Here is an 18,205-nt window from a genome sequence, read left to right as displayed (position 1 = left end):
AAGCTCGTCGACGCGCTCCGATCGGCGTTGAAGGAGGGCGAGCGGCTGCGTGCCCAGAACAAGAAGCTCGCTGCCACGCTCCGTGAACCCATCGCCATCATCGGGATGAGCTGCCGTTATCCGGGTGGGGTGGAGTCGCCGGAGGATCTGTGGCAGCTGGTGGCCGACGGCGTGGACGCGGTCACCGGCTTCCCCGCCGACCGCGGCTGGGACGCCGAGCAACTCTTCGACCCAGAGGCGCAGCGCTCGGGTACGACGTACGTCCGCGAGGGAGGCTTCCTGCACGAAGCCGCTCTTTTCGACCCGTCGCTCTTCGGTATCGCGCCGAACGAGGCGCTGGTCATGGATCCGCAGCAGCGGTTGCTGTTGGAGACCGCCTGGGAGGCGATCGAGCAGGCCGGGATCAACCCGACCACGTTGAAGGGTTCGTCCACCGGCGTCTTCGCCGGAATGATGTACCACGACTACGCAGCCAACGCGAACACCGGCTCCATCGCCTCCGGCCGCGTCTCCTACGCCCTGGGACTCGAGGGCCCGTCCGTGACCATGGACACGGCCTGCTCGTCGTCCCTGGTCGCGCTCAACTCCGCCGCGCACGCGCTGCGTTCGGGGGACTGCACCCTCGCCCTGGTTGGAGGCGTCTGCGTGATGGCGACGCCGGAGACCTTCGTGGAGTTCAGCCGGCAGCGGGGCCTGTCGCGCAGCGGTCGCTGCAAGTCCTTCGCCGCCGGGGCGGACGGGACGGCGTGGGGTGAGGGTGTGGGCATGCTGCTTGTGGAGCGGTTGTCCGATGCGCGTGCCAATGGGCATCCGGTCCTGGCGGTGGTGCGTGGTATTGCGGTGAATCAGGATGGTGCGAGTAATGGTTTGACGGCGCCGAACGGTCCTTCTCAGGTTCGTGTGATTCGTCAGGCGTTGGCGAATGCCCAGTTGGCTGCGGATCACGTCGATGCGGTGGAGGCGCATGGGACGGGGACGACGTTGGGTGATCCGATTGAGGCGCAGGCGTTGTTGGCGACGTATGGGCAGGATCGTCCGGTGGAGCGGCCGTTGTGGCTGGGTTCGATCAAGTCGAACATGGGGCATACGCAGGCGGCGGCGGGGGTTTCGGGGATCATCAAGATGGTGGAGGCGATCCGGCGTGGTGTGCTGCCGGCGACGCTTCATGTGGATGAGCCGACCCGTCAGGTGGATTGGTCGCAGGGGCATGTCCGTTTGTTGACGGAGTCGCGGCCGTGGCCGGAGACGGGTCGTCCGCGGCGTGCGGGTGTGTCGTCGTTCGGGATCAGTGGCACCAATGCCCACGTCATCCTTGAACAGGCCCCGGCGGAGGGCCCCGAGGAAGCCCCGGGCGAACACAGCATCCTCCCCGCCGTGTCCCTTCTCATCTCTGGCAAGACCCCGGAGGCCCTGCAGGGTCAGGCCCGACGCCTCAAGGCGCACCTCGAATCAGCCCCTGGCCTGAGCCCGCTCGATGTCGCGTACTCGCTGGTGGGTTCGCGGGCGGTGCTGGATGTCCGGGCTGCGGTGGTGGGTGCGGGTCGGGATGAGTTGCTGGCGGGTTTGGGTGCGTTGGCGGAGGGCCGGGCGTCGGCCGGTGTGGTGCAGGGGAGCGTGCGGGGCTCCAGGGGTCTGGTGGCGTTCTTGTTTGCGGGGCAGGGTGCGCAGCGGGTTGGTATGGGGCGGGAGCTTTATGAGGCGTTTCCGGTGTTCGCGGAGGCTTTCGATGCGGTGCTGGGTGTCATCGATGTGCCGTTGCGGGAGGTGATGTGGGGTGCGGATGAGCTTGTTCTGAGTCGTACGGAGTTCGCGCAGCCGGCGTTGTTCGCGATCGAGGTCGCTCTGTACCGGTTGTTTGAGTCGTGGGGTGTCAGGCCGGATTATCTGGCGGGGCATTCGGTCGGTGAGTTCGCGGCGGCGCATGTGGCGGGTGTTCTGTCACTTGTCGATGCGGCGCGGTTGGTTGTGGCGCGGGGCCGGTTGATGCAGGTGTTGGACGAGGGCGGGGCGATGGTCGCCGTGCAGGCGGCGGAGGATGAGGTGCGTCCGCTGCTGGTCGGTGTCGGCGGTGTCGGTATCGCGGCGGTGAACGGTCCGACGGCGGTGGTTGTTTCGGGTGTCGAGTCGGAAGTTCTGCGGGTCCAGGAGTACTTCGAGGGTTTGGGGCGTAAGGCGAGCCGGTTGAAGGTGTCGCATGCGTTTCATTCGCCGTTGATGGAGCCGATGCTCGATGATTTCCGGGCGGTGGCGCGGGAGGTGGAGTTCGGTGAGCCTGTCATCCCGATCGTCTCGACGCTGACCGGTGCTGAGGTGGGTGGGGCCGAGTTGGCGGATCCGGAGTACTGGGTGCGGCATGTCCGCGAAACGGTCCGGTTCGCCGACGCCGTGCGGGAGTTGGCGGCGAGGGGTGTTACCACGTTCCTGGAGATCGGCCCGGACGCCGTCCTGTCCGCGATGGCACAGCAGTCCGCCGAGGACGCGGAGTTCGTGCCCGCGCTGCGCCGCGACCGGCCGGAAGCCACTGAGGTGGTCTCGGCGCTGGCTCGGATCGCCGTGCGGGGCGGGTCGGTCGACTGGGCGGCGTTCTACGCGGGCACCGGAGCACGCCGCGTAGACCTGCCCACCTACGCCTTCCAGAGGCAACGCTACTGGTTCCACACCCTGGACTACTTGTCCGAGTCCTGGGTCGCGGCCAAGTTGGGCGGAATGTCCGAGGCCGGTCTGGAGCCCGCCGGGCACGCGCTGCTGGGCGCGGCCGTGTCACTGGCCGGCACCGACAGTGTGGTGCTGACCGGCCGCCTCGAACTGGCATCCCAACCGTGGCTGGCGGATCACGCGGTCGGCGGCACGGTCCTCTTCCCGGGCACGGGCCTGGTGGAACTGGCGATCGCCGCGGGCGACCGGGTCGGCTGCGAGCGGCTGGAAGACCTGACGCTCCAAGCGCCGCTCGTGCTGCCCGAGAACGGTGGCATCGTCATCCACGTCGTCGTGGACGAGCCCGACGAATCCGGTGCGCGCCGTGCGGTACGCCTCTACAGTCGCGCTGACGACGCCCACGACGTCCAGTGGACTCTGCACGCCACAGGAACCCTCTCCACGGCAGTGCTCGAGGGTGCCTTCGATCTGCTGCAGTGGCCGCCAGCGGGTGCGGTGCCGGTGGATGTGGGGGGCCTGTACGAGGGGCTGGCGGAGGCTGGTCTGGAGTATGGGCCGGTGTTCCAAGGGCTGAGGGCCGCTTGGAGCTGTGGTGAGGACGTGTACGCGGAGGTCGCACTGCCCGAGGAGACGAGCGTCGACGGGTTCGGGGTGCACCCTGCTCTGCTGGACGCGGCCCTGCATGCGACGGGGTTGCTGGCGGACGGCGCTGAGGCTACGCGCCTGCCGTTCGCGTGGACCGGTGTGTCGCTGCATGCCACGGGTGCCTCTCGGCTGCGGGTGCGGCTGTCGCGCCGAGGTGCCGAAGGCATCGCGTTGGAGGCTGCCGATGAGCAGGGCCGTCCGGTTGCTACGGTCGGTTCGCTGGTCCTCAGGGAGGTCGCGCCAGATCAGTTGGCGGTGGCCCGGCCGACGGTTCATGAGTCGTTGTTCCAGGTGGACTGGGTGCGGTTGGCGGGTGTGCGGGGCGATGGGGCGGTGCCGGGTGATGTGACGGTGCTGCGCCCTGAGGCAGGTGTGGACGCGGAGGCTGCACGGACGGCGGTGTGTCGGGCGCTTGCGCAACTGCAGTCTGTGGATGGGCGGTTGGTGTTCGTTACGCGCGGTGCGGTGGGATTGCCGGGGGAGGGTGTCTGCGATCTGGCCGGGGCTGCGGTGTGGGGGTTGGTGCGTTCGGCGCAGTCGGAGGATCCGGGCCGTTTCGTGCTGGTCGATGTCGGCGAGGGCGGTGACACTGCTGTATCCGTGGCTCTCGCTCTGGCGGCCGGTGAGCCGCAGGTCGTGGTGCGGGACGGGGTCGCCTACGGTGCGCGGCTTGTGCGCACCTCGGGGGCGCGGGAGGAGGAAACGGTGTCCGCATCGGTGTTCTCGTCTGGGGGCACCGTGTTGGTGACGGGTGCGAGTGGTGCGTTGGGTGGGTTGTTCGCCCGGCACTTGGTGTCGAGGCACGGGGTGCGACGTCTGTTGCTGGTCAGTCGCCGGGGTGAACAGGCTCCAGGGGTAGGGGAGTTGGTGGCAGAGCTGTCCTCCCTTGGGGCCGAGGTGGCGGTGGCGGCGTGTGATGTGGCGGACCGTGAGGCGTTGGCGGAGTTGATCGCGGATGTGGATGTTTCCGGTGTGGTGCATGTGGCTGGTGTGCTGGATGACGGTGTGATCGCTTCGCTGACGCCGGAGCGGGTGGACCGGGTGCTGCGGCCGAAGGCGGACGGGGCGTGGAATCTGCATGAGCTGACCGCGGACAAGAACCTGACCGCGTTCGTCCTCTTCTCCTCGGCGGCCGGCACACTGGGCAATCCGGGGCAGGGCAACTACGCCGCGGCCAATACGTTCCTGGACGCCCTGGCGACCCACCGGCAGGCGCAGGGTCTGCCTGCGCAGTCCCTGGCCTGGGGGCTGTGGGCCGACGGCATGGCGGGCGAGCTGAGCCGGGCCGACATCGACCGGATGAACAGCACCGGCGTGCACGCGCTCACCCCCGAGCAGGGGCTGACTCTGTTCGACGCGGCGGCGACCCTCCCGGACACGCCCGCCCTCGTCCCCATCCACCTCGACGTCAAGGCACTTCACGCGGCGGGCGACGCCGCCGAACTCCCCGACCTCTTCCGCGGCCTGGTCCGCAGCCCGGTTCGCCGCACCGTGAGCACCAGGACCGACGCGGCGGCGGTCCGCGCCGAACTGGCGCGGCTGGAACCGCAGGAGCGGGAACGCGCGCTGCTGCACCTCGTTCTGAAGACCGCCGCCGACGTGCTCGGGTACCGCGGCCCGGATGGAGCGGATGCCATCGACCCGGAGAGGGACTTCCTCGAGGCGGGTGTCGACTCGCTCAGCGCCATGGAACTGCGCGGCGCCCTGAACAAGGCCACCGGACTCGACCTGCCACCGATGGCAGTCTTCGACACCAAGACGCCGACGGGTCTGGCGCGAATGCTGACGGCCCTGATGGACGTCACTGATCAGAGAGGGGCGGGTGACGGATATGCCGCCCCGGCCGGCGATGGTGACGGTGAAGGCGGCGACAGCGCCGACACCGTCAGCGGGCTGTTCCGCGGCACCGTGGCCGCCGGCGAGACCACCAAGGCGTTCAACCTGCTGCGCGCCGTGGCAGACCTGCGCCCCACGTTCGACACGTACGAGGAGCTGACCGCACCGCTGGAGCCGGTGAAGCTGGCCGACGGGCCCGCCCGGCCACGGCTGATCTGCCTGAGCACACCGATGGCGACCGGTGGTGTGCACCAGCACGCCCGGCTGGCCGCGCACTTCAGAGATATACGGTTCGTGGCCACGCTGCCGTCGCCCGGTTTCCGGCGGGGGGAGCGTCTGCCCGGCTCCGTAGGCGCCCTGACCGCGGCCCTCGCCCGGTCCGTGCTGGAAGCAGCGCAAGGCGAGCCGTTCGTCCTGCTCGGCTACTCCTCCGGCGGCCTCCTCGCCTACGGCACCGCGGCTCGTCTGGAGAGCGAACTGCGGACCCCGGCGGCGGGGGTGGTCCTCGTGGACACCTACCGCGTCACCCAGGAAGCCGGCGGAGGCATGCAGGCCCAGGTGTTCCGGCAGATGTCGGCGGCGATGGTGGCGCGCGACGAGGAGTACGGCCTGTTCAACACGACGGGCCTGTCCGCAATGCGGGCCTACTTCGACCTGCTGCCCCAGTTCCCGCTCGACGCTGTCGAGTCACCGGTCTTGTTCGTCGGAGCCGAGCACAGCTTCCTCCCCGAATCCCCATCCGAGACTGAATCCGCTGCCGGGACCGAACCCGAACCTGAATCCGGGAACGCATGGCAAGCCCGCCCCTGGCACACCGGACACACCTACCGCTCCGTACCCGCCGATCACTTCACCATTGTCGAAGCGGCCGCGGAGGCCACCGCTCACACGGTCGAGGAGTGGATTTCAGGGGTGCTCTAGGGGCGGCCCCGGCCTCATGCGCCTGGCTAGGGTCGTGTGGCAGTGCTGCCCGGCACGGGCCTGACCATCGGAACACGCGGAGTGGATGAGGGACATGTCACTGACCCCCAGCGCCAAGGGAACGGTCGCGTTCGGCGAGTACAAGACGTGGTATCGCGTGACCGGGAACCTCGGCAGCGGGATGCCACCCGTGGTCGTCGTGCACGGCGGACCGGGCTCCACCCACGACTACCTGCTGCCGCTGGCCCGGCTGGCCGAGGACGGCCGGCCGGTGGTCCACTACGACCAGATCGGCAACGGCGGTTCCACCCATCTGCCCGGCCGCGGGCCGGACTTCTGGACCGTGGACCTGTTCTTGACCGAACTGGACAACCTGCTGCGGTCTTTGGGCATAGCCGACGGCTACATCCTCTATGGGCAGTCGTGGGGCGGCCTGCTCGCCGCCCGGCACGCCGCCGCCCGCCCGAAGGGGCTGCGCGGTCTCGTCGTCGCCAACTCCCCTGCCTCGTACCCGCTGTGGCTCGAGGAGATGGCAGTGCTGCGCTCACAGCTGCCGCCCGGCGTCAACGAGACGCTGCTGCGCCACGAGGCCGCCGGGACCACGAGCAGCGAGGAGTACTACGAGGCCATGACACCCTTCTACGAGAAGCACGTGTGCCGGCTCAAGCCGTGGCCGCGTGAGTACCGGGCGTCGTTCTACGAGGTCTACAACGACCCGACGGTGTACTACGCCATGAACGGGCCGAGTGAGTTCCATGTGATCGGCACCCTGCGGGACTGGGGGGTGGAGGACTGCCTGCCGGACATCGTCGTACCGACGCTGGTTCTGTCCGGACGCCATGACGAGGCCACGCCCAGGGCGGTGCGGCCGTACCAGGAACTGATCCCCGACGCGCGCTGGGTGATCTTCGAGGAGTCCAGCCACCTGCCGCATCTGGAGGAGCCGGATACCTTCCACGACGTCCTGACGGAGTACCTCAAGGGACTGTGAACACACCGCTGAACCAAGCTCGTCGGTCAAACCTGTGACCACCCGCCGGCCGGCCTACGGCATCACGCCAGCAACTCGCCGGCCCGGCGGGCCAGTTCCTTGCGGTCGACCTTGCGGTTGGAGTTGAGCGGGAGCTCGGGCAGGTGCTCGAAGCGGCGCGGCAGCATTCCCTTGGGGAGCGACTCCCTCAGCGAGCGCGTGAGGTGGGACGCCGGGCGGACATCCCCCGTGTAAAAGACGACGAGTTCGGTGCCGGCCTGGGTGCTCGCACCGACCGCCACCGCCTCCGCCACGCCGTCGCACGCACCCAGGACGTGCTCCACCTCGGCCAGTTCGACGCGCCAGCCCTGGATCTGCACCTGGGAGTCGAGGCGGCCGAGGTAGACGAGTTCACCGTCGGGCAGGCGGCGCACCCGGTCGCCGGTGCGGTACCAGCGGCGGCCGTCGCGGTGCACGAAGCGGCCCGCGTCGTCCCTGGGGTCGAGATAGCCCGCGGTCATTTGTGGTCCGGTGACAAGGAGTTCGCCCTCGTCAGGGGACTCGGCGTCGTTCTCGTCGACGAGCAGATGGTCGTGGCCGGGGTGCACGGCGCCGATCGGGACCAGCCCGTTGACGCTGTGGTGTGGCGAGATCTCCGGGTCCCAGCGGTGGCGCGTGATGGTGACGGTCAGCTCGGTCGGCCCGTAGATGTTCTCCAGCGTCGAGCCGGGTGCGGCACTCTGCCAGGCCGTGGCGTCGTGAGTGCGCAGAGCCTCACCGGCGAAGAAGCTCCAGCGCAGCGAGGACAGTGCTCCGGGCGCGAGGCCGCCCATGCGACGTACGAGGGAGATGGCGCTGGGTGTGGCGAACCACACGGTGATCCCGCGCCGGTCCAGGTATCCGGGCAGATCGAGATAGGCGGTCTGCGGGACGACGTCGACGGTGGCGCCGCAGCCCCAGGCGCAGAACAGGTCGAACACGGAGCAGTCGAAGTTGAGGTCGAACGTCTGGGAGAACACGTCGTCGGACGTGAAGTCGTAGCGTTCGTCCATGAGTTGGAAGTAGTGACAGGTGCTTCCGTGGCTGAGAGGCACCCCCTTGGGGCGGCCGGTGGAGCCGGAAGTGAACAGTATGTACGCGGTGTCGTCCGGCCCGGCTTGAAGCGGTGCGGTCAGCGCGCGGGAGGGGTCGGTGCCGGCCGGGACGGGCAGGCCGTCGCCGAGCCCGGCCAGGACGCCACGTCCTCGTTCGTCGGCGACGACGGCCGTGGCCCCGGACAGTTCGAGCATGTGCCGGGTGCGGTGCGGCGGGAAGTCGGGGTGCAGGGGGACGACGGTGGCCCCCGCGTACAGGGCGCCGAGCACGCCCACGTACGCGGTGACGCTCTTGTCGGCGAGGACGCCGACCGCCTTTGCACCGACGAGCGAGCCGGCCTGGACGAGGGCACGCTCGTGCAGTTCCCGGTAGGTGACTCTCTCGGAGCCGATGCGCAGTGCGGGGCGGTCGGCGGAGTGGGCGAGCCCGCGCAGGAAGCGGTGGTGCAGGCCGCCGGAATGCTGCTGGGTCATGGTTCCTCCGGAAGGTGACGGGCAGCCGGGGGGCGTGCTCAGGCCGCCGCGGGACGGCGTCTGGGGCGCAGCGCGAGCCGCGGGTTGGCGGGGACGACGGTGAAGTTCTCGGTCGCTGCGCCGACGCGCCCGAACAGGGCGTCCTGGCCCGCGACGCACAGCGTGCCGACGCCCAGGCGGCGCAGTGAGCCGAGCGCGGTGGGCCAGGCGACCGGGCGGGTGCAGCAGTCGAGCAGCAGGTCCCTGATCTGTTCGCCGGTGGTCAGCAGTGTGCCGTCCTGGTCGGAGACGACCGGCAGCGTCGGGTCCCGGAACGTCAGGCTCGCCATGACCTCCTCGTCGGCCTTGGCCCGCAACGCGGTGAAGGCCGACGCGTGCATGGGCGGCCGCATGACGTACAGCGGCAGGCCGCCGACCGCGCGCAGCCGTTGCTGCAGCCACTCCAGCCGGTCCGCGCGCAGCGTGAGCATGCGGAAGTCCTCGTCGACCACACAGGTGACCTCGAACTCCTCGCCCTGCGCGGTGAGTTCGGCGAGGATCTCCTCCAGCACGGCGGCTGGGGTGCGGGCGAAGGACTGGGTCGCGACCTCTTCGGGGTACTCCCGTGCGAAGAACTCGTCGAGGCAGTGGGCGAACCGTTCGGTCAGCCGGACGCCGTCGGCGAACGACAGCGCGCCGGAGCGCACGGCGGTGGCCTTGCCGCCGAAGCTCGGCCCCGTGACGTAGGAGGGTTCGAGGCCCGTCTCCTCCTCGGCCCACTCGGCGAGGGCCACGCAGTTCACGAAGAAGGCGATCTGGGCGGGCACGGAGTAGTCGCCCTCCGCCTCCCGGAACCGGTCGAAGAGGGAGTGGCCGAGGACGTCGTCCGCTGCTGCGACGAGCCTCCGGGCGAAGGGATTCACCAGCATGAACCTGCCGGCTTCGCCGAAGGCGGAAGGCCCCATTCCAGGGAACACCAGGGCACTCTTCTCCCGGTTCTCAGTCTTCATGAGGCCAGTCTGCGGTCGCGGTGAGCGTGCCAATAACCCCTAGTTGCCCTTGTCGGGGCGGTAGTTGACCCGGATAGGGGTGGTCGGGCCGCCGGGCCCGTGAACATTATCGGTTCCGTGAACCAGGCGAACGGTACGGAGCACGGCACTCTGTGGGCGATCAGCGATCCGCATGTCGGCCATGAGAACAACCGGCGCATCGCCGAGCGGCTGCGTCCTCCTGCCCCCGAGGGCGCCTACCCGCCGGACGTACCGCTGCTGCTGGTCAACCACTACCCGCTGGTCCGGCACCCAACAGACATCCTCCGCTTCCCCGAGGCCGCCCAGTGGTGCGGCACGGAAGCCACCGCCGGGTGGCACCGGCGCCATCGCGTCGAAGGCGTCGTCCACGGTCATCTGCGCCTCCTCCGCACCACCGCGCACAACGGGGTGCCGTTCCAGGAGGTGTCGTTGGGATATCAGCGGGAGTGGCGCAGGCACGGTATGCCGGACGGTGTCCTGCGCCGGGTCCGGTCGGCTCGCGCGGCGCGGGAGGTCTCGTGATCGAGCGCATTCTGCCGGACAAGGCCGCCGTGTCGTGGAGCGTCGAGGACGCTCCGGAGTCCGTGCTGCTGCCCGAGGAGGCCGCGCGGATCAGCGGTGCCGTCGTAGAACGGCGGCGTGAGTTCGCCACCGTGCGTCACTGCGCCCGCGAGGCACTGGGGATCCTGGGCGTTGCGCCCGTCGCCCTCCTGCCGGGACCGCAGGGCGAACCACGCTGGCCCGACGGCGTGGTGGGCAGCATGACCCACTGCGCCGGCTACCGCGCCGCCGCTGTCGCCCCCGCGGCCGAACTGCGTTCGCTCGGCATCGACGCGGAACCGGACCTGCCGCTGCCGGACGGTGTCTTCGATGCGATCGCCTGCTCCGAGGAACGGGCACGGATGGCGCGCATGAGCGGCGCGGCCCACCCGGACCGCCTGCTGTTCAGCGCCAAGGAGAGCGTCTACAAGGCATGGTTCCCGCTGACCCGCCGCCCGCTCGACTTCTCCGAGGCGAGCCTGGTCTTCACCTGCGACGGCACGTTCGCCGCACACCTGCTGGTGCCGGGCCCCGAGCACGCCGGCGGCAGACTGCAGATGTTCCATGGGCGTTGGGCCGCCACCGCCGGCCTGCTGCTCACGTCGGTCGTGATCGGGCACCCCATCGGTGCCGGAATCTGACGGTCGGGCCGATAGCCTGCGGGCATGGCAGAGACGCGAGCCGCACGGCTGGTGCGTGCGGGGCGGCCGCGGGTCACATCGCGCGCCGAGCTGGAGCGGCTCGGGTTCGAGCTGTTCGAGCAGAAGGGCTTCGACGACACCACCGTCGACGACATCGCGGCCGCTGCGGGCATCGGCCGCCGCACGTTCTTCCGGTATTTCGCCTCCAAGAACGATCTCGTCTGGGGCGACTTCGAAGGACAGCTGGACCGGTTGCGGGAGCTGCTGGCGGCAGTGCCCGCACACGTGCCGGCCATGGACGCGCTGCGCACGATGATCATCGAGTTCAACAGCTTCGACGAGGGCACGGTGCCGTGGCACCGCCGACGCATGGACCTGATCCTGCGGGTACCCGCGCTGCAGGCCGATTCCACGCTGAGGTTCCGTTCCTGGCGGGCCGTCGTCACGGAGTTTGCGGCCGCCCGCGCCGGACTGCCGCCCACCGCGCTGGAGCCGCGGCTGATCGGTGCCGCGGCCCTGGCGGCGGCCGTCACCGCCTACGAGATGTGGCTGGACGACCCCGGCTCGGATCTCCCCGCACTGCTGGACGCGACGCTGCGTCGGCTCGCGGCCGGCCTCTGACCGCGGCCGCCGAGGAGTAGCCGGGGCCGCAGCGCGGCGAGGGAGCGGCCCCGGGCGGCGGAGAACCAGACGCCCGCCCCGTATGCGAGGTCGTCGAGGCGGCGGGCGACACCGTAGCGGACGGGGTCGAGACCCACCCGTCCCCGGCCGAGCTCCAGCACGATGTCGGCGACCGCGGCCACCGACGCGGCACGGCGTACCCGCCTGGACACCACGCAGCCGAGAGCGGTGAGGGGCCACCAGTGCCGGGTGAGCAGCGCTCCCGTCTGGCTGAGCGCGGCGACCGCGCCGTTGGCGGTGAGCCGCGCCCCCAGCCACACGGGGTGGTCGGTGCCCTCCAGCTTGCGGGCGATGCGCAGTGTGGTCACTCCGCAGACCGCGGCGGCCGCGGGCACCGACCACCGGCGCTGCGCCAGCAGGGCGATGACCAACGCGGTGCTCCACGGGGCCAGCACCGCCGGGGCGATGGCCCGAGGATGCCGTTCGGCCAGCGGCTGCGCGCCGGACCCGTACACGGCCTTGCGGACGAACCAGTCGCCGAGCAAGACGCGATGCTCGTGGGCGGCGACGGCTGCGGGCTCGTACCGCAGCCGCCAGCCACGGGCGACGGCCCGCCAGCCGAAGTCGACATCCTCGCCGACCCGCATCCGCGCGTCGAAGCCGTCGGCTACGGCGTCCACACGGGCGACCATGCAGGCGGTGCTGGCCCAGGAGACGAAGGAACCGGGCCGCACGGACGCCGGGTGCGCGCCGAGGTCGAGGGAGGATCGGGCCTGCTCGTAACGGCCGATCCAGCGGGACGAGCGAGGGGTGCGCAGACCGACGATGCGCGGCACGGCGATCGCGACGCGCGTGTCCGTGAAGTGCTTGAGCAGCGTTTTCACGGTGTCCGGGGCGAGGACGATGTCGGAATCCACGAAGACCACGAACGGGGTGCGGACCAGCCGCAGTCCGGCATTACGGGCCCCTGCCGGACCCACGTTCACGGGCAGCGGCACGAACCGGGCACCGTGCCGGACGGCGACGGCCGCGATGGCGGTCCGGTCGCGTGAGGCGTCGTCGACGACGATCACCTCGCTGCCCGGGCCGATGCTGCCCAGCAGGCGGTCGAGTTGGCGCAGTCGGTCGCGGACCGGGACGACATAAGTGCAGCGCGGGTCCGGGTGCGGCGACAGCGCATCGACAAGCGGGTGGGCGAGACCGCGCTCCAGAAGCAGGTCGGCGAGGGCGGCGCCGGCCGCGTCGCGCACCCGCAGCGTGCGGCCCGTCAGCAACGCCCGGGCACGCGGGGTCAGGCGCACCAGGCGGGTAGGGGAGCCGCCGAGCAGGGCGCGGCCGTCGTCGACGACGAGCGTGTGACGGTCGAGCGCGACGGTGAATCCGTGCGGGAGCGGGCTCATCGGCTCGCCGCCGCGGCCGGGGCCGGGTCCGTCAGCCGGCCGCGCCGGTCGGGGGCCGCGGCGACAACACGGCGGACGGTGGCGGCGACCAGGGCGTCGATGAGCTCGCGGCCCTCCCGCGCGGACGACCCGGCGGGATCGCCGAGCACCCCGTTGGGGGCGACGGAGCGGACGCCGCCGGCGATCAGTTCGGGCATGAGTTCCGCGATCGGCCGGGTGTCACCGGCGGCAGCGGCGGCCGGATCCACGTCGCCGGGGGCGAGATGGAGCATGACGGAGGTCTCCGAACGGCCCGCGTGGGCGTCGCCGCCGGGAAAGACGCACCCCGCCCACGCGACATCGTGGCCTTCTGCCCGCAACTGGCCGACGGCCTCGTCGAGCGCACGGACATTGCCGCCGTGGCCGTTGACGAAGACGGTGCGCGACGCCCACAGCGCGAGCGACCGCACGGTCTCGGTCAGGACGAGCTTCAGTGCCTCGTGCCCGATGGAGAGCGTGCCGGGAAAGCCCGCGTGCTCGCCGCTGTTGCCGTACGAGATCGTGGGCGCGACCAGCACCGGGCCGGGCAGACGTGCCGCGGCGCGGGTGGCCACGGCCTCGGCGATCACGCTGTCGGTGCTCAGCGGCAGGTGCGGGCCGTGCTGCTCGGTGGAGCCGACCGGGACGAGGACGAGCGCACCGTCGGCGGGGACCGCGGGCCAGGCGGTGCGGACCAGTTCGGTGGCCATGGTTCAGCCTGCACCCAGAACGCGTTCGAAACCGTCGGGTATCACCAGGTCGTCCGGGCCCAGCTCGCCCACGGAGGCATGCCCGAGGCCGAGGACCGCGGAGTCGAGACCGCCGCGCAGGATGTCCAGGACGTTCTCGACGCCCGCCTGCCCGTTCGCGGCGAGACCCCACAGGTACGCGCGGCCGATCAGCACCGCGCGAGCGCCGAGCGCGAGCGCCTTGGCGACGTCGCCGCCGCGTCGCACGCCACCGTCGAGCAGCACCTCGATTCGATTGCCGACGGCCTCGGCGATCGAGGGCAGGACACGGATGGTGGCCGGGGTGGTGTCGAGGTTGTTGCCGCCGTGGTTGGACACCGACAGAGCGGTGACACCGGCGTCGACAGCACGCTTGGCGTCGTCGACCCGGGTGACCCCCTTGAGCAGAAACGGACCGTCCCACTCCTTCGCCAGCCAGCTGACGTCGTCCCAGGTGGGCGGCGCCGTCTGCATCCACTCCCCGTACGCCCCGAAGAACGTGGGCGCCGTACCCCCCGGCGATGCCAGGTTCGGAGTGGTCAGGTCGGGCAGACGCCCGGCCCGGGCGAACTTCCACAGCCAGCCGGGGTGCGGCAGCACGTCCGGGGCGAGTTTCAGCATCGTCTTGAGGTCGACCCTCTCGGGGATGGTGGGGCTGCCCCAGTCCCGCCCGTGGGAGAACGACCAGTCCAGGGTGACGATGAGCGCCGTGCAGCCCGCAGCCCTTGCCCGCTCCATACGCTGCACCATCGCGTCGCGGCTGCCGGACCAGTACATCTGGAAGGCGGTGTTGGGGTTGGCCGCGGTGACCTCCTCCACAGGCTTGCTGGCGAACGAGCTCAGCCCCATCACCACGCCCCGGTTCGCGGCCGCGCGGGCGACGGCGATCTCGCCGTCCGGGTGGACGCCCTGCACCCCGGTCGGCGAGATGACGACGGGGAACGCCGACTCCATGCCCAGAACCGTGGTGGTGAGATCACGCTCGGCGTGGTGGCCGACGACGCGCGGCGCGAAGCCGAGCTCGGCGAAGGCCCCGGCGTTGTCGTGCAGGGTACGGCCGCGCTCGGATCCGGCGACCAGCGCTCCGTAGACCATGTTCGGCAGACGCCGTCGGGCGCGCCGCTGAGCCTCGGCGACCGTCTCGAACCAGGGATTTCTACTCATGGAACCTTCTCTTGTCCGATGCGGCCGCAGGGCTGGGCGAGCCCGGTCTCAGGCCAACGGGGTACGCGCCAGCGGGTTTTCGGCGCAGGGACCGACCGGTGGCCGGTCGAGGTCCGGGCGTCGGACGACGGCGACAGGGCGGCGGGAATGGTCGCCGGACGGCTTCGGTACGGCCCCGCGGATGGCGAGCAGCGGTTCGCCATACCCCTGGACACACTCCGGGTCCGGCCCGTCCAGCGGCAGTCCGGTGAAGAACTTGGCGGCCATACAGCCGCCCTTGCAGGTGTCGTAGAACGCGCAGGAAGCACACGCCCCGCCCTGCTGCGGCCGGCGCAGCCGGTGGAACAGCTCGGAGTCGCGCCACACCCGCGCAAACCCTCCCTGCCCGCGCACGTTCCCGGCCAGGAACTCGTCATGGATGGCGAACGGGCAGGCGTACACGTCCCCGACTGGGTCGATCAGGCACACCACCCGTCCCGCGCCGCACAGATTCAGCCCCGGCAACGCCTGCCCGTACGCGGACAGATGGAAGAAGGAGTCGCCGGTGAGCACCTGCTCGCCGTGGGCCAACAGCCAGTCGTACAGCTGTCGTTGCTGTGAGGGCCTGGGGTGCAGCTCGTCCCACACGTCCGCGCCGCGTCCGGACGGGCGCAGCCGCGTCAGCCGGAGCTGCGCGCCGTACCGGTCGGCGATCTCCTTGAAGTCGTCCAGTTGCGGGATGTTGTGCCGGGTGCACACCACCGACACTTTGAAGTTCTTCATCCCTGCATCGGACAGGTTGCGCATCGCGCGCATTGCCGTGTCGTACGAACCGGTCCCGCGCACCGCGTCGTTCACCTCGGCGGTCGCGCCGTCGAGCGATATCTGTACGTCGATGTAGTCGTTGCCGGCCAGCCGGCGCGCGACCTCCGGGGTGATGCGCACGCCGTTCGTGGAGAACTTGACGCCCACGCGGTGGGCGGTGGCGTAGTCGAGCAGTTCCCAGAAGTCGGGCCGCACGGTCGGCTCGCCACCGCCGATGTTGACGTAGAAGACCTGCATGGTCTCCAGCTCGTCGATGACGGCCTTGGCCTCGTCGGTGGTCAGCTCGCGGGGGTCGCGCCGGCCGGAGCTGGACAGGCAGTGGGTGCAGGACAGATTGCAGGCGTACGTGAGCTCCCAGGTCAGGCATATCGGGGCATCGAGGCCGTGCTCGAAGAGGTCCACCAGACGTAAACCGGGCTGGTTTTTCGGGAGAGTCGAGGTCATTGGGCCGGTGTCCTTTCGACCAGCATCGACGACTGTGCCAGCACGCCCAGGGCGCGCCCGTACCGGGGGATGTCCCCGTCGGCGATGTCGGCGGCCTTGCAGGCCGCCCGTGCGGTGGGCGCCGTCGCGAGCGCCTGGACGACCGCGAGCAGTCCGCGGTCCTTGAGAAAGGACAGCTTGCGCGTGCCGAAGTGGTAGAGCAGCGCGCCGAAGGGTTCCGGCCGTATCGAGACCTGTGGATGCAGGCTCCAGGCGCGATCGAGGTCGAGGGTAGTCATGAACGCGGACTAGTAGACGCCGCACATGCCGTCGATCGAGACCTCTTCGACCAGGTCGTCGGCCTCGATCAGAGTGTCAGGTGACGTCGGTTCCCCGGTGTCGGCCGGTGCCGCTGGGACGGGTTCGGTCTCGTGCATGCGCTTCTTCCTGAGTCATGGGACATGAGTATGGAATACGTGCGTGCAGCCGTCGGCTCCCGTGAGAATATTGGCATTCGGTGCCGAAAGGGAAGGTGTGCCGCCTGTGAATTTTGCTCCGCCACGGTGAACTGATCTCTTGCGAGGGGCAGTTGGCTTCGGCTTGGATCACGCCCATGCCCCTGGAAGAGTTCCCTCGCCCCGACGTCATCGTCGTGGGAACAGGCGCCGCCGGCGCGGTGCTCGCGGCGCGGTTGAGCGAGGATCTTGACCGCAGGGTGCTGGTGCTGGAGGCCGGGCAGACGCCCCGTGGCCCGTCCGGATTCGGGCCGGCGCTGCTGGATGCACGGCTGGTCCCTGGCGCACAGCCCGGCCATCCGGCCGTCAGCGCCACCCCCGTGCACCTCATGCCGGAGCGGCCGTGGTCAGTCCCGAGGGGCAGGATCCTCGGCGGCTCTACGACGGTCAACGGGGGCTACTTCGTCCGAGCCCGGCGCGAGGACTTCGACCGATGGGCCGCTGCGGGCAATCCCGCCTGGTCCTACGACAACGTGCTGCCCCACCTGCGGGCACTCGAGACCGACCTCGACCACGACCCGAGTGAACTGCACGGCGGCCGGGGCCCGATGAGGATCAGGCGTGGCACGCTGCGGCACCCCGCCGCGGCTGCCTTCCGCGACGCCGCGTACGCCCTCGGCTTTCCGTCCGACCCCGACAAGAACGACCAGGGACCGCCCGGCTTCGGCCCCGTTCCCTCCAACTCCGTCGACGCAGTGCGCCACAACACCGCACTGAGCTATCTGACGCCCGACGTCCTCGACCGCCCCAACCTCACCCTTCTGGGCGGCTGCAGGGTGCGCCGGGTCGTCGTCGAGCACGGCCGGGCCACCGGCGTCGTCGTCGAACACGATCAGGCGCACACCACGATGGGTGCCGGCTCCGTCGTCCTGAGCGCCGGAGCCTTCGCAACGGCACAGCTGCTGCAACTCTCCGGAATCGGGCCACGCGCCTGCCTGGAACGCGCCGGCATCCCCGTCGTCCGCGACGCTCCCGCCGTGGGCGCCCGATTCAGCGACCACCCTCAACTCGCCCTGGACTGGCTCCCCCACCACGACCTTGGCGAGCCAGCCGACTCATGGCTCGGTGGCTGCCTCCACCTGACCTCCACCAGCCGTGCGAGCGAAGGCCCGGGAGACCTGGAGGTCCTCCAGTCCCTGACCCCGATCGCCGGGCTCGTCGCCGGAGCCACCGGGGCCCCTGGCGCGCCGCTGCCGTTCCTGGTGTCCGACCTGACCCCTCGGCCGACGGGAACCGTGCGCATCCAGTCCGTGGATCCGGACGTGCCCCCGTGCATCAACTACGGCTACCTGGCCACGCCAGACGACCGCCGACGCCTGCGCGAGGCCGTGCGGGTCACCGCTGCCCTCCTCGACGCCCCTGCCTTGGCCGACCTCTCATCCGGACTGCTCGGCCCGTCCCCGCGCGTCCTCGCCGACGATCAGGCCCTCGACCACTGGATCCGTGACCGGGTCGGCACTGCCCAACACACCTGCGGCACTGTGCCGATGGGCCCGGCGGACGACGCCGAGCACGCCGCGGTCGACCAGTTCGGCCGCGTCCACGGCATCCGCGCACTGCGTATCGCGGACACCTCGATCCTCCCGGATGCCCCTCACCGTGGACCCGCGGCGACCGCAGTTCTCATCGGTGAGGTCATCGCCCATGCGATACGGCGGGGCTCCTGACGAAGGAGCTCCGCAGCCGTCAGGCGTGGAGGATCAAAAGCTGACTGGCTCATCTGGCGAATCCGCTGTTGATGGGAGT

The 18,205-nt window shown here is 70.4% G+C and carries 14 protein-coding genes; 6 read left to right on the top strand and 8 right to left on the bottom strand.

The window, feature by feature from the left end; translation table 11 throughout:
* Positions 1–27: 27 nt before the first annotated feature.
* Both OG485_RS01080 and OG485_RS01075 read left to right on the top strand, forming a co-directional pair.
* On the top strand, positions 28–6,057 hold the full coding sequence (locus tag OG485_RS01080; RefSeq protein ID WP_443048888.1) for a type I polyketide synthase: 6,030 nt from the start codon (positions 28–30) through the stop codon (positions 6,055–6,057).
* Between the two features lie 94 nt (positions 6,058–6,151).
* Complete coding sequence (locus OG485_RS01075) at positions 6,152–7,048, top strand: proline iminopeptidase-family hydrolase (protein ID WP_328663512.1); 897 nt, start codon at positions 6,152–6,154, stop codon at positions 7,046–7,048.
* A 62-nt stretch (positions 7,049–7,110) separates the two neighbouring features.
* Here OG485_RS01075 and OG485_RS01070 read toward each other — a convergent pair whose 3' ends face one another.
* Positions 7,111–8,595, bottom strand: coding sequence for an amino acid adenylation domain-containing protein (locus OG485_RS01070; protein ID WP_328663510.1), 1,485 nt, complete (start codon positions 8,593–8,595; stop codon positions 7,111–7,113).
* Positions 8,596–8,633: 38 nt separating this feature from the next.
* Positions 8,634–9,584, bottom strand: coding sequence for an ACP S-malonyltransferase (locus OG485_RS01065; protein ID WP_328663507.1), 951 nt, complete (start codon positions 9,582–9,584; stop codon positions 8,634–8,636).
* A gap of 117 nt (positions 9,585–9,701) precedes the next feature.
* On the opposite strand from OG485_RS01065, the gene OG485_RS01060 reads away from it, so the two are divergent.
* The 3 genes from OG485_RS01060 to mftR are packed head-to-tail and all read left to right on the top strand — an operon-like array spanning position 9,702 to position 11,407.
* Positions 9,702–10,127 carry a hypothetical protein gene (locus OG485_RS01060; RefSeq protein ID WP_443048639.1) on the top strand — a complete coding sequence of 142 codons (426 nt, stop codon included), beginning with the start codon at positions 9,702–9,704 and terminating at the stop codon, positions 10,125–10,127.
* Positions 10,124–10,786 (top strand): 4'-phosphopantetheinyl transferase family protein, encoded by a 663-nt coding sequence (locus OG485_RS01055; protein WP_328663506.1) that lies wholly within the window; start codon positions 10,124–10,126, stop codon positions 10,784–10,786. The genes OG485_RS01060 and OG485_RS01055 overlap by 4 nt, the downstream gene beginning before the upstream one ends.
* Positions 10,787–10,810: 24 nt before the next feature.
* Positions 10,811–11,407 carry a mycofactocin system transcriptional regulator gene (mftR, locus tag OG485_RS01050; protein WP_328663504.1) on the top strand — a complete coding sequence of 199 codons (597 nt, stop codon included), beginning with the start codon at positions 10,811–10,813 and terminating at the stop codon, positions 11,405–11,407.
* On the opposite strand, the gene mftF is transcribed toward mftR, so the two are convergent.
* Genes mftF through mftA form a run of 6 tightly spaced genes read right to left on the bottom strand, consistent with a single transcriptional unit; the run spans position 11,323 to position 16,381 of the window.
* A complete protein-coding gene (gene mftF, locus OG485_RS01045) occupies positions 11,323–12,807 on the bottom strand; it encodes a mycofactocin biosynthesis glycosyltransferase MftF (RefSeq protein ID WP_328663502.1) in 1,485 nt (494 codons plus the stop codon). The two genes, mftR and mftF, sit on opposite strands and share 85 nt — an antisense overlap.
* Entirely contained in the window at positions 12,804–13,535 is a 732-nt protein-coding gene (mftE, locus tag OG485_RS01040) for a mycofactocin biosynthesis peptidyl-dipeptidase MftE (RefSeq protein WP_328663500.1), read from the bottom strand. The genes mftF and mftE overlap by 4 nt, the downstream gene beginning before the upstream one ends.
* A gap of 3 nt (positions 13,536–13,538) precedes the next feature.
* On the bottom strand, positions 13,539–14,717 hold the full coding sequence (mftD, locus tag OG485_RS01035; RefSeq protein ID WP_328663498.1) for a pre-mycofactocin synthase MftD: 1,179 nt from the start codon (positions 14,715–14,717) through the stop codon (positions 13,539–13,541).
* A 48-nt stretch (positions 14,718–14,765) separates the two neighbouring features.
* Positions 14,766–15,965, bottom strand: a complete 1,200-nt coding sequence (gene mftC, locus OG485_RS01030) for a mycofactocin radical SAM maturase (RefSeq protein WP_328663496.1) — start codon at positions 15,963–15,965, stop codon at positions 14,766–14,768.
* Positions 15,962–16,243, bottom strand: coding sequence for a mycofactocin biosynthesis chaperone MftB (gene mftB, locus OG485_RS01025; protein WP_328663494.1), 282 nt, complete (start codon positions 16,241–16,243; stop codon positions 15,962–15,964). Before mftB ends, mftC begins: the two co-directional genes overlap by 4 nt.
* 9 nt (positions 16,244–16,252) lie before the next feature.
* On the bottom strand, positions 16,253–16,381 hold the full coding sequence (gene mftA, locus OG485_RS01020) for a mycofactocin precursor MftA (protein WP_328663491.1): 129 nt from the start codon (positions 16,379–16,381) through the stop codon (positions 16,253–16,255).
* 176 nt (positions 16,382–16,557) lie between these two features.
* Between mftA and mftG the strand changes: the two genes are divergently transcribed.
* Complete coding sequence (gene mftG / locus OG485_RS01015; protein ID WP_328663489.1) at positions 16,558–18,126, top strand: mycofactocin dehydrogenase MftG; 1,569 nt, start codon at positions 16,558–16,560, stop codon at positions 18,124–18,126.
* Positions 18,127–18,205 lie beyond the last annotated feature (79 nt).

Source organism: Streptomyces sp. NBC_00328, from assembly GCF_036139655.1.
Taxonomy (GTDB): Bacteria; Actinomycetota; Actinomycetes; order Streptomycetales; family Streptomycetaceae; genus Streptomyces.
Note: the sequence above shows the minus strand (reverse complement) of the source record. Positions and strands in the feature narration are given on the sequence as shown.